9 protein-coding genes are annotated in these 12,627 nt (G+C 58.1%); 5 read left to right on the forward strand and 4 right to left on the reverse strand.

Features of this window, described 5'->3' with window-relative positions:
* From fdx to sseB, 4 genes are all read left to right on the forward strand, one after another.
* Positions 1-336, forward strand: coding sequence for an ISC system 2Fe-2S type ferredoxin (gene fdx, locus CU081_RS10395; RefSeq protein WP_003860652.1), 336 nt, complete (start codon positions 1-3; stop codon positions 334-336).
* A 1-nt stretch (position 337) separates the two neighbouring features.
* Entirely contained in the window at positions 338-538 is a 201-nt protein-coding gene (iscX, locus tag CU081_RS10400; protein ID WP_003860650.1) for a Fe-S cluster assembly protein IscX, read from the forward strand.
* Between the two features lie 60 nt (positions 539-598).
* Positions 599-1,885 (forward strand): aminopeptidase PepB, encoded by a 1,287-nt coding sequence (pepB, locus tag CU081_RS10405; protein ID WP_003860647.1) that lies wholly within the window; start codon positions 599-601, stop codon positions 1,883-1,885.
* 78 nt (positions 1,886-1,963) lie between these two features.
* Positions 1,964-2,740, forward strand: a complete 777-nt coding sequence (sseB, locus tag CU081_RS10410; RefSeq protein ID WP_022651595.1) for an enhanced serine sensitivity protein SseB — start codon at positions 1,964-1,966, stop codon at positions 2,738-2,740.
* A 17-nt stretch (positions 2,741-2,757) separates the two neighbouring features.
* Here the strand turns inward: sseB and CU081_RS10415 are convergent, their stop codons facing one another.
* The 4 genes from CU081_RS10415 to CU081_RS10430 form a co-directional block, all read right to left on the reverse strand.
* The gene (locus CU081_RS10415; RefSeq protein ID WP_022651594.1) at positions 2,758-3,528 is read right to left on the reverse strand and encodes a MurR/RpiR family transcriptional regulator; all 771 of its coding nucleotides are present in this window, start codon (positions 3,526-3,528) and stop codon (positions 2,758-2,760) included.
* Positions 3,528-4,373 (reverse strand): 3-mercaptopyruvate sulfurtransferase, encoded by an 846-nt coding sequence (gene sseA / locus CU081_RS10420; protein ID WP_022651593.1) that lies wholly within the window; start codon positions 4,371-4,373, stop codon positions 3,528-3,530. The genes CU081_RS10415 and sseA overlap by 1 nt, the downstream gene beginning before the upstream one ends.
* 89 nt (positions 4,374-4,462) lie before the next feature.
* On the reverse strand, positions 4,463-5,830 hold the full coding sequence (locus tag CU081_RS10425) for a 6-phospho-alpha-glucosidase (protein ID WP_003860640.1): 1,368 nt from the start codon (positions 5,828-5,830) through the stop codon (positions 4,463-4,465).
* Positions 5,831-5,842: 12 nt separating this feature from the next.
* The gene (locus CU081_RS10430) at positions 5,843-7,387 is read right to left on the reverse strand and encodes a PTS transporter subunit EIIC (protein ID WP_003860637.1); all 1,545 of its coding nucleotides are present in this window, start codon (positions 7,385-7,387) and stop codon (positions 5,843-5,845) included.
* A 286-nt stretch (positions 7,388-7,673) separates the two neighbouring features.
* Here CU081_RS10430 and CU081_RS10435 point away from each other — a divergent pair, with 286 nt between their 5' ends.
* Complete coding sequence (locus CU081_RS10435; protein WP_003860636.1) at positions 7,674-12,626, forward strand: alpha-2-macroglobulin family protein; 4,953 nt, start codon at positions 7,674-7,676, stop codon at positions 12,624-12,626.
* The last annotated feature ends 1 nt before the right edge of the window (position 12,627 follow it).

Genomic DNA, 12,627 nt, shown 5'->3' on the forward strand with positions numbered 1-12,627 from the left:
ATGCCAAAGATTGTAATTTTGCCTCATGCGGACCTCTGTCCGGATGGCGCTGTTCTGGAAGCGAAGACCGGTGAAACCATTCTCGATGTAGCCCTGCGTGCAGGTATCGAAGTGGAACACGCCTGTGAAAAATCCTGTGCCTGCACCACCTGCCACTGCATCGTGCGTGAAGGTTTCGACTCTCTCGCCGAGAGCACCGAAGACGAAGACGACATGCTGGATAAAGCATGGGGTCTGGAGCCAGACAGCCGCTTAAGCTGCCAGGCCGCGGTGACCGATGAAGATCTGGTCGTGGAGTTCCCACGCTACACCATCAACCACGCACGCGAGCATTGATATGGGACTGAAGTGGACAGACAGCCGTGAAATCGGCGAAGCGCTCTACGACGCGAACCCGGATCTCGATCCGAAGACCGTACGATTCACCGACATGCATCAGTGGATCTGCGATTTAGAGGATTTCGACGACGATCCCAACGCATCCAATGAAAAAATTCTGGAGGCGATTCTGTTAGTCTGGTTAGATGAAGCAGAATAAATAACAAAACGGGCTGCCTTCAGGCGGCCCGTTTGCTAGTTGCTAATAAGGAAAAATAAAATGACCGAAGCGATGAAGATTACGCTCTCGAATCAGCCTGCCGACGCGCGCTGGGGCGAGAAAGCCACCTACAGCATTAATAACGACGGCATTACCCTGCACCTGACGGGCAACGATGATTTGGGCCTGATCCAGCGCGCCGCGCGTAAGATTGACGGCCTTGGCATTAAGCATGTGTCGCTGGAAGGGGAAGGTTGGGACACCGACCGCAGCTGGGCGTTCTGGGCAGGCTACAAAGGGCCGAAAGGCACCCGTAAAATTGAGTGGGCGAACCTCGACGAAGCCGGTCAGAAAGAGCTGGAAAGCCGCCTGAACATTATCGACTGGGTGCGCGACACCATTAACGCACCGGCGGAAGAGCTGGGGCCGGAACAGCTGGCGCAGCGCGCCGTTGACCTGCTGTGCGGTGTGGCGGGCGAAAAGATGTCCTACCGCATCACTAAAGGGGAAGACCTGCGCGAGCAGAACTACATGGGTATCCACACCGTGGGTCGTGGCTCAGAGCGTCCTCCGGTCCTGCTGGCGCTGGATTACAACCCAACCGGCGACAAAGAAGCCCCGGTCTTTGCCTGTCTGGTCGGGAAAGGCATCACCTTCGACACCGGCGGCTACAGCCTGAAGCAGAGCGCATTCATGGACTCCATGAAGTCCGACATGGGCGGCGCGGCGACCATTACCGGCGCGCTGGCCTTCGCCATCACCCGCGGCCTGAACAAGCGCGTGAAGCTCTACCTGTGCTGCGCGGACAACATGGTGAGCGGCAACGCCTTCAAGCTGGGCGACATCATTCGCTACCGCAACGGTAAAAACGTTGAGGTGATGAACACCGACGCCGAAGGCCGTCTGGTGCTGGCCGATGGCCTGATCGACGCCTCTGCGCAGAAGCCGGAGCTGATTATCGACATGGCGACCCTGACCGGCGCGGCGAAAACTGCCCTGGGTAACGACTATCACGCCCTGTTCAGCTTCGACGACAAGCTGGCCGCTCGCCTGCTGGCCAGCGCGGCGGCGGAAAACGAACCGTTCTGGCGTCTGCCGCTGGCCGAGTTCCACCGCAGCCAGCTGCCGTCTAACTTCGCCGAGCTGAACAACACCGCGAGCGCAGCGTACCCGGCGGGGGCAAGCACCGCAGCAGGCTTCCTGTCTCACTTCGTTGAGAACTACCATGAAGGCTGGCTGCACATTGACTGCTCCGCAACCTACCGTAAAGCGGCGGTTGAGCAGTGGTCTGCGGGTGCGACCGGTCTGGGCGTGCGTACCGTAGCGAACCTGCTGACGGCTGAGTAATGCTCTTTGCCCTCACCCTAACCCTCTCCCCATGGGAGAGGGCAGGGGTGAGGGGGAAATTCGACATCTGGAATTGTTATGTCAGAAACCAAAAACGAATTAGAAAACCTGTTGGAGCAGGCGGCGACCGAGCCCGCCCACCGTCCGGCCTTTTTCCGCACGCTGCTGGAATCCACCGTCTGGGTGCCGGGCACCGCAGCGGAAGGGGAGCAGGTTGTCGAAGACAGCGCGCTGGATCTGCTGCACTGGGAGAAAGACGACGGCACGTCGGTGATCCCGTTCTTTACTTCGCTCGAGGCCTTGCAGGAAGCGGTAGAAGACGAACAGGCGTTCGTGGTGATGCCGGTGCGCACGTTGTTCGAAATGACCCTGGGGCAGACGCTGTTCCTCAACGCCAAACTGCCGACCGGGAAAGAGTTTACTCCGCGCGAAATCAGCCACCTGATTGGTGACGAGGGCAACCCGCTCAGCACTCAGGAGGTGCTGGAAGGGGGCGAAACGCTGCTGCTGTCTGAAGTGGCCGAGCCGCCCGCGCAGATGATTGACTCCCTGACCACGCTGTTTAAAACCATCAAGCCGGTGAAACGCGCGTTCCTCTGCTCCATCAAAGAGAGCGCTGACGAAAAACCTGTTCTGCTGATAGGGATTGAGGCCGACGGCGATATCGACGAGATCATCCAGGCGGCGGGAAGCGTAGCAACCGACACCCTGCCGGGCGATGAGCCGATTGATATCTGTCAGGTGAAGAAAGGTGAGAAGGGGATCAGCCACTTTATTACCGAGCACATCACCCCGTTCTACGAGCGTCGCTGGGGCGGCTTCCTGCGCGATCTCAAGACCAACCGCATTATCTGATTACAGCGGGGTGATCTTCACCCCGTTGCTTCCAGCAGCAGTAAATCCATCAGCAGCACCAGATTCGACTCAAACGACGTTACCCCTGCGGCTTCGGCTGCGAAATGTACCGCTTCGTCATAGAGGGCAAAATGCACGTCCGCCATACCCCCCAGCGTATTGGCCGACGCGCGGGTAAACGCGACGATCGTCATGCCGACGTTTTTGGCGATCCGCGCTTTATCCAGTACCTGCTCCGTTTCGCCGCTGCGTGAAACGGCAATAAACACCTGATAGCGCGCGGCGTTGCTGAGAAAAATATTCCGGCTGTCTCCCGGCCCGGAGATGAAGGCCGTTTTTCCCAGCACCTGCAACTTCTTGGTCAGGTACTCGGCAAAAAGGTACGAAAACCCGGCGCCGTAGAGAAAGAAGCTCTCTTTCTGGCGCAGCAGGCTGGCAAACTGCTGGCGTTTGTCCTGAGTGACCCACTGGAAGGTCTGCTGATAGTTGGCAACGAACCGGGTAAAAAGCGCGGGCATTTCCGCATGTTGCCCAGGCTGTACGGTGATATGCGGCGTGTCAGAAAGCAACTGCTTGCAGTGCCAGATAAACTCGCTAAAGCCGCTAAACCCCAGCTTCTGGCACAGCCGCATAATCGTCGCGGTAGAGACAAATGTCGCCTGCGCCAGCTCGCGCACCGTGATGTTGCCCACCAGCAATGGATGCTCAGTGAGGTGGGCGAGGACGCGATACTCCGCGCGGGTCAGCGACGACCCGCGCGTTAACAGCGTTGCCAGGCGGTTATCCATTATTTCGCCGGTTCAACCGGCAGATCGTCCCGTGCACCCCATTCACTCCAGGCGCCGTCGTACAGGGTCACGTCATTTGCGCCAAGGGTTGCCAGCGCCAGGATCACCACGCAGGCCGTTACGCCGGAGCCGCAGCTTGCAATAACCGGACGATGCAAATCCACGCCCTGACGTTCAAAAATGGCACGCAATTCATCGGTGGTTTTCAGCTCGCCTTCAAACACCAGATCGCCCCACGGCACGTTCAGCGCCCCCGGGATATGTCCTCGTTTCAGTCCCGGTCGCGGCTCGTCCGCTTCTGCGTTGAAACGTGGAGCGGGACGCGCATCGACGATTTGCGCCGTGTTTTCGTGGCTCACGACCAGCACGTCGGTCAGGCGCTTGACCACGTTAGCGTCAAACGTGGCATCAAATTCCCCTTCCGGCAGCGTGACGTCACCCTGCTGAAGCGGTAGTTCGTCGCGCTTCCAGCCTGCAAGTCCGCCCGCCAGAATCGATACCTTTTCCACGCCGAAGTTTTTCAGCATCCACCACGCTCGCGGCGCGGAAAACAGATTACCTTCATCGTAAACAACAAGATGTTTATCTTTGCTGATGCCCAGCTCGCGCATCGCCACGGAAAACGCTTCCGGGCGAGGCAGCATGTGCGGCAGGGAAGAGGTGTGATCGGAGAGGGCTTCGATATCAAAAAATACCGCGCCAGGCAGGTGCCCTGCCCGGTATTCAGCGGGAACGTCACGATGCTCCTGGCCCGGAGGGGCCATGCGCGCGTCGATAATCTGAACTTCCGGGTCGTCGCCGTGCTCAATCAGCCAGTCGGCAGCGACAAAATATGAGGTGGACATGGTTGCCTCCATTCTTTTCCGTAAAAAAGGATTGTCGGTGTTTTTTCTGACACCGACAAGCTCACCACGTTCAACTCGCGAGCAAGCCCCTATTTTTTCACCGCTTCACCGTCCTGCCAGGCCTTTTGCAGCGCAGGCCAGTAGTCGCGGTTGGCTTCGATCATCTCATCCAGAATCGCTTTCGCGTGCTCCATGGTCGGCACGGTGCGGTTCAGAGTGAACGCCTGCAACGCTTTCTCGTAGCTGCCTTCGATGGTTGCCTCAACCAGCAGCTGTTCAGAGGCCAGCTGCTGTTGCAGGAGCGTCTGGTGGAACAGCGGCACCTGACCCACGCGGACGGGCTCTGGCCCTTCGGAGGTGATATAGGCAGGCACTTCCACCACCGCATCGTACGGCAGGTTGGTAATCGCCCCGCGGTTTTCCACCATCACCAGATGGCGGCTTCGCAGGTTGAACGCCAGCGAACAGGCGACGTCAACGATAAATTCACCGTGGACGCCCACGTGGAAGGCATCCGGTAAAATTCCGGTGCGTTGATATTCTTCGGCGGCGGCGAACAGCTTTTTCTCGCGCCCGTTCATCACTTCGTTGGCGCGGGTATAGTCCGGGTTTTGATGCTCCACAATCTGGTTCGGCATCAGGTAGTACTGTAGATACGGGTTCGGCAGGTACTCCGGGAAGTTATCCATAATCGGCTTGATATTGCGCCAGGTTTTCACCCACGACGGATCGGAATGCTGCGGATCGGTTTTAGCCGCATCTTCCGTCAGCAGGCCAAACTTCGCGATATGCTTACGCAACTCCGGGAGCTTGTCTTCGCCGTCCACCAGCACGCGGGTAAACCAGCCGAAGTGGTTCAGGCCGAAGTAGTCCACTTCCAGTTTATGACGATCCACGCCCAGAATGGCGCCCATATTGCGCATCGCGGCAACCGGCATATCGCAGATGTTCAGCACCCTCGCGTTCGGACGCAGGCGGCGCACGCCTTCCGCGACGATCGCCGCCGGGTTGGAGTAGTTCACGATCCAGGCTTTCTCGTGCGCGTAGCGATCGACCAGATCGATAAGCTCCACCATCGGCAGGATCGTGCGCAGGCCATATGCCAGCCCGCCGGGCCCGCAGGTCTCCTGGCCCACCACGCCGTGACGCAGCGGGATCTTCTCATCCTGCTCACGCATTTTGTACTGGCCGACGCGCATCTGGGCGAAGACAAAATGCGCGCCGCTAAAGGCCACTTCCGGGTCACTGGTGACGGTAAATTTGATGCTCTGGCTGTGGTCGCGAATAACCTTCTCCACCACGGGCGCGATGGTGTTCTGGCGCGCCTCGTCAATGTCATACAGGCGGATCTCTGCCAGAGGGAAATCGTGCAGACGCACCATGAGGCTTTTCACAATACCTGGCGTGTAAGTGCTACCGCCGCCGGCAATCGACAGAATAAATGGGGGTGTAAACATCTTTAGCTCCTTTCAGAGAAACGTCTCAACGGCTTCTCGCATTTTTTTGACATGCAGCCCGTAGACCACCTGAACGTTGTTACCTTGTTTGATAATCCCTTTCGCGCCGGTCGCTTTCAGGCGCGGTTCGTCGATGATGGCGACGTCCTTCACCGTGACGCGTAAGCGGGTGTAGCAGTTATCCACCACCTCTATGTTTTCCCGACCGCCCAGACCCACAACGATCGATTCGCCCAGCCCGTCGTTATTGCCCTTCGCCTGGTACTCCTGCTTGCTGTAAAGGCGTGTCTCCTGGTCCTCATCTTCACGCCCCGGCGTTTTCATGTTGAAGCGCAGGATCAGGAAGCGGAATACCACGAAATAAAGAGTGAACATGATCAGCCCGACCACGATGTACATGGGCCAGTTGGACTTCTCCGTGCCGAGCGGCAGGTTGTAGAGGATGAAATCGATAATCCCGTTGGCGCCGATGGCGTGAACGCCAAACAGCGAGAACAGCATCATGCCGATACCGGTCAGCACCGCATGCACCACGAACAGCAGCGGGGCGACAAACAGGAAGGAGAACTCAATCGGCTCGGTTACGCCGACCAGCAGCGAGGTCAGCGCCGCCGGGATCAGAATCGCTTTCGCCGCCGCTTTACGCTCTGGCCTGGCGGTCATATACATCGCCAGCGCCGCGGCAGGCAGGCCAAACATTTTGCTGATGCCGCGCGCATCCCACACCACGGTACTGCTGAGCTGCTTCACGTCCGGGCAGGCCATCTCGGCGAAGTAGATATTGCGCGCGCCCTGGTAAGCCGTACCGCACACCTCCTGCGTACCGCCCAGTTCGGTATACAGGAACGGCGTATAGACCAGATGATGCAGGCCCGTCGGCACCAGAATGCGTTCAAGGAAACCGTAGATCGCCACGCCAAACGGACCGGACCCTTTGATCGCCAGCGCCAGGGCGCTTATTCCATGCTGTGCGTACGGCCAGAGTTCGCTCATGATCACGCCGAGCAGCATAGAGACAGGCAGCATTACAATCGCGACAAAGCAGTGGCCGGAGTAAATCGCCATCGCGCCGTTAAACTGGACACCGGAATATTTGTTGTACAGATAACCGGAGAGCGCCCCGGTCAGGATCCCGGCGAAAACGCCCATTTCCAGCACCTGGACGCCCAGCACCATGCTTTGTCCGGCGGCTTTCATCTGTTCCGCAGGGGCCAGTTCCCCCTGAAGCTGTAACGTCACGTTCATGGCATTGATAAACACGATAAAAGTTACCAGCCCAATCAGCGCCGCGTAGCCTTTGTCTCGGGTTGCCAGTCCAATGGGGATACCAACGGCAAACACCAGCGCCAGGTTGACCAGCACCGACACGGCAGACTTGGCGATCAGCTGGCCGACACTCTGGATCAGCGGGTGGCCAAGAAACGGCAGGTACTCGGCCAGATTGCCGTTACCCAGCACATTCCCAAAGGCGATAAACAGGCCTACGATGGGTAAGATAAGTACAGGTCCGTAAAGTGATTTTCCGAAATTTTGTAGGGCGTTCACGGCTCGTTTCATGGCTTTCTCTCTTATTGAACCGCGCACTCAGGGTGCGTCATGGTCATAAAACTAGCAGGCCTGATGCGAGCTTATCCAGCTATCTTCTTGTTTTAAAAACAAATGACGTGAAAGGTAACATGTGACGTTATGCGCTGTGATCGCGGTTCCATCACGGCGTAGCGGCGTGATGCCATTCTGCGAGGTGCTTTCCAGATTATAAAATTGGACTTTTTGTATTAACGAAACTTGCGGATAATACTTATCCGGACGATGACCAACAGGCCCCTCAGGCCAGGGATACAGGATGAAACCGTTTCGCTTAGCTGCGATCTCTCTCGCGCTGCTCACCACCTTTACGCTTGTCGGCTGTGATAACAGCGACGACAAACCTCAGGCCGCTGCCCCCGCAGCGTCTACTGCATCAGAAAAGAAAACCCCGGCAACACCGGATCCTGAAAAGCTGGCTAAGCTGGCCGCGCAGAGTCAGGGTAAGGCGTTGACGCTGCTGGATGCCTCTGAAGTGCAACTCGACGGCGCCGCGACGCTGGTTCTGACCTTCTCTGTACCGCTGGATCCCAGCCAGGATTTTGCGAAAACGGTACATGTGGTGGATAAAAAAAGCGGCAAAGTGGACGGCGCCTGGGAACTGGCCCCCAATCTGAAAGAGCTGCGCCTGCGCCATCTGGAGCCGAATCGTAATCTGGTTGTCACCGTCGAACGTGATTTGCTGGCGCTGAACAAAGCGACATTCGGCATTGACTATGAAAAAGCGATCACCACCCGGGATGTTGAACCGACGGTCGGATTCGCCAGCCGCGGATCGCTGCTGCCGGGTAAAGTGGTGGAAGGGTTGCCGGTGATGGCGCTCAACGTCAACAATGTGGACGTGAACTTCTACCGCGTTAAGCCGGAGTCGCTGGCCTCGTTTGTCAGCCAGTGGGAGTACCGTAACTCGCTGACCAACTGGGAATCTGACAATCTGCTGAAGATGGCGGAACTGGTCTACACCGGCCGTTTCGACCTCAACCCGGCGCGCAACACGCGTGAAAAACTGCTCCTGCCGCTCAAAGATATTAAGCCGCTCCAGCAGTCTGGCGTCTATATCGCCGTGATGAATCAGGCTGGTCACTATAACTACAGTAACGCCGCGACGCTCTTTACCTTAAGTGATATTGGGCTGTCCGCTCACCGTTATCATAACCGCCTGGACATCTTCACCCAGAGTCTTGAAAACGGTGCGGCGCAGTCAGGCGTGACCATTACCCTTCTGAACGATAAAGGGCAGACTCTGGCCGAGGCGAACAGCGACGCCGATGGTCATGCGAAACTGGAAACCGATAAAGAAGCCGCGCTGATCCTTGCCAGTAAAGATGGCCAGACCACGCTTCTTGACCTCAAACTTCCGGCGCTGGATCTGGCGGAGTTTGATATCGCCGGTAACCCGGGTTACAGCAAACAGTTCTTTATGTTTGGCCCGCGCGATCTCTATCGTCCGGGTGAAACGGTGATCCTTAACGGCCTGCTTCGCGACAGCGATGGCAAACCGCTTCCCGATCAACCGGTAAAACTTGACGTGCTGCGTCCGGACGGACAGGTGGCGCGTACGGTCGTTGTGCAACCTGAGAATGGCCTTTATCGCTTCAACTATTCGCTTGATAGCGGCGCCCAGACCGGCATGTGGCATATTCGCGCGAATACGGGGGATAACCAGCAGCGCATGTGGGATTTCCACGTCGAAGATTTTATGCCTGAGCGTATGGCGCTGAATCTGACCGGGCAAAAAACGCCGGTTTCCCCGCAGGAGGATGTGGACTTTAACGTTGTGGGCTATTACCTGTACGGCGCGCCAGCTAACGGCAATTCTCTGCAAGGCCAGCTTTTCCTGCGTCCGCTACGTGACGCGGTGCCTGCGCTGCCTGGCTTCCAGTTCGGTGATATTGCCGAGGAGAACCTGAGCCGCAGCCTGGATGAAGTGCAGCTTACGCTGGACGAACAGGGGCGCGGACAGGTTACCACCGAAAGCCAGTGGAAAGAGGCGCACTCGCCGCTGCAACTGATTTTGCAGGCCAGCCTGCTGGAATCAGGTGGGCGTCCGGTAACGCGACGCGCTGAGCAGGCTATCTGGCCGGCGGCTGAGCTGCCGGGTATTCGCCCTCAGTTCGCCAGCAAGGCGGTTTACGACTACCGCACCGATACTACCGTCAACCAGCCGATCGTCGACGAGAACGGCAACGCCAGCTTCGACATCGTCTATGCCGATGCCAGCGGAGCCAAAAAGGCCGTTTCCGGATTACAGGTACGACTGATTCGCGAGCGTCGTGACTACTTCTGGAACTGGTCCGAGAGTGAGGGCTGGCAGTCTCAGTTTGATCAAAAAGATCTGGTTGAGGGCGAGCAGGAGCTAAACCTCAAGGCCGATGAAACCGGTAAAGTCACCTTCCCGGTGGAGTGGGGCTCATACCGTCTGGAAGTGAAAGCCCCTGATGACATGGTCAGCAGCGTGCGCTTCTGGGCAGGCTACAGCTGGCAGGATAACAGCGACGGCACCGGGGCCGCGCGCCCTGACCGCGTGACGCTGAAACTGGATAAGCCATCCTATCAGCCAGGCGATACCATCCAACTGCACATCGCCGCGCCGGCCGCAGGCAAGGGCTATGCGATGATCGAGTCCAGTGAAGGGCCGCTGTGGTGGAAAGAGATCGACGTACCGGCTAACGGTCTGGATCTCGCTATCCCGGCCGACAAGGCCTGGAAACGTCACGATCTCTATCTCAGCACGCTGGTGGTTCGTCCTGGCGATAAATCAAAATCCGCCACGCCAAAACGGGCGGTTGGCCTGCTGCATCTGCCAATGGGGGACGAAAATCGTCGCCTGAACATCGCACTGGATAACCCGCAAAAAATGCGTCCGAACCAGACGCTTTCTGTGAAAGTGAAAGCCAGCGTAAAAGAGGGGGCTGTGCCACAGAAGGTGAACGTGCTGGTCTCGGCTGTCGATAGCGGCGTGCTGAACATTACCGACTACGTCACGCCGGATCCGTGGCAAGCTTTCTTCGGTCAGAAGCGCTATGGCGCGGACATCTATGATGTTTACGGCCAGGTGATTGAAGGTCAGGGACGTCTGGCCGCACTGCGCTTTGGCGGAGACGGCGATGAACTGAAACGCGGCGGTAAGCCACCGGTGAACCATGTCACCATTATTGCCCAGCAGGCGCAGCCGGTTACGCTTGATGCCAACGGCGAAGGTACCATCACGCTGCCGATTGGCGATTTCAACGGTGAACTGCGTCTGATGGCGCAGGCCTGGACGGAAGACGATTTCGGCAGCAGCGAAAGCAAAATCATTGTGGCGGCTCCGATTATCACCGAGCTTAACACGCCGCGGTTCCTCGCCAGTGGCGATACCTCCCGCCTGACGCTGGACCTGACTAACCTGACTGACCAGCCGCAAACGCTGAGCATTGCGTTAACCGCAGCCGGTAAGTTGTCGCTCGAAGGTGCTCAGCCAGAGCCGGTTAAGCTGCCGCCAGGCGCACGTAGCACCCTGTTTATACCGGTGCGTGCCCTGGAGGGCTATGGCGATGGGGAAGTGACTGCTCAGGTGACGGGCCTTCAGCTCCCAGGTGAGACGTTTGCGCCGCAGCAGAAGAGCTGGAAAATTGGCGTGCGTCCCGCATTCCCGGCGCAAACCGTGAATACGGGCACGATGCTGAATCCTGGCGAATCCTGGAGTGCGCCAGCACAGCATATCGACGGTTTCTCGCCTGCCACGCTACAGGGGCAGCTGTTGCTCAGCGGTAAACCACCTTTGAACCTGGCGCGCTACATACGTGAACTTCAGGCCTATCCGTATGGATGTCTTGAGCAGACCACCAGCGGCCTGTTCCCGTCCCTCTACACCAACGCGGCACAGCTGAAGGCACTGGGCATTAAAGGCGATACCGACGATAAACGCCGTGCGGCCATTGATATCGGGATCTCCCGTCTGCTGCAAATGCAGCGTGACGATGGCGGTTTTGCCTTGTGGGATAAAAACGGCCCGGAAGAGTACTGGCTGACCGCCTATGTCACGGACTTCCTGGTGCGGGCAGGGGAGCAGGGTTACAGCGTGCCTGCCGAGGCGGTGAATAACGCCAACAGCCGACTGCTGCGCTATTTACAGGATCCGGGCATGATGTCCATCCGCTACAGCGACGACACCCAGGCCAGCAAATTTGCTGTCCAGGCGTATGCTTCGCTGGTGCTGGCGCGTCAGCAAAAAGCGCCGCTCGGTGCGCTGCGTGAAATCTGGGAGCGCCACGGTCAGGCTGCTTCCGGGCTTCCGTTGATGCAGCTGGGCATGGCACTCAAACTGATGGGGGATGCACCGCGCAGCCAGCAGGCGCTGGATCTGGCTCTCAAAACACCCCGTAACGACAGCCGAAACTGGATGGCGGATTACGGCAGCCAGCTGCGTGATAATGCCCTGATGCTCTCCCTGCTGGAAGAGTACAAGCTGCTGCCGGATGCGCAAAACAGGCTGCTGAACGCGTTATCTGAAGACGCGTTCAGTCAGCGCTGGCTGTCTACCCAGGAGAGCAATGCGCTGTTCCTGGCCGGACGATCACTGCAAACCTTGTCAGGTGCGTGGCAGGCAACGACCTCCCTCTCTGAACAGACCCAGAGCAGTGATAAAGCGCAGGTAGAAAACCTGAACGGCGATCAGATTGGTGCGTTGCAGATGTCGAATACCGGCACTACGCCGCTGTGGGTACGACTGGACACTACTGGCTATCCGGAGTATGCGCCTCAGCCATCCTCTAATGTCTTGCAGATTGAACGTCATATCCTGGCGACAGACGGCAGCAGCAAGTCGCTCTCTTCTCTGAAGAGCGGTGAACTGGTTCTGGTATGGCTGGAAGTGAAGGCCAGCCAGAACGTGCCGGATGCGCTGGTGGTGGATCTGCTCCCGGCAGGTCTGGAGCTGGAAAACCAGAATCTGGCGAGCAGCAGCGCCAGCTTGCAGGACAGCGGCAGTGAAGTGCAAAACCTGCTGAATCAGATGCAACAGTCTGATATTCAGCACATGGAATTCCGCGACGATCGCTTTGTGGCCGCGGTGCCGGTCAATGAAGGTCAGCCGGTCACGCTGGTTTACCTGGCCCGTGCCGTTACGCCGGGAACCTACCAGGTGCCTGTTCCGATGGTCGAGTCCATGTACGTTCCGCAGTGGCGGGCAACGGGGGCGGCCAGTGGCCCGCTGATCGTTGTTCCGTAAG

Source organism: Enterobacter sp. CRENT-193, assembly GCF_002787395.1.
In the GTDB taxonomy this organism is placed as follows: domain Bacteria; phylum Pseudomonadota; class Gammaproteobacteria; order Enterobacterales; family Enterobacteriaceae; genus Enterobacter; species Enterobacter hormaechei_C.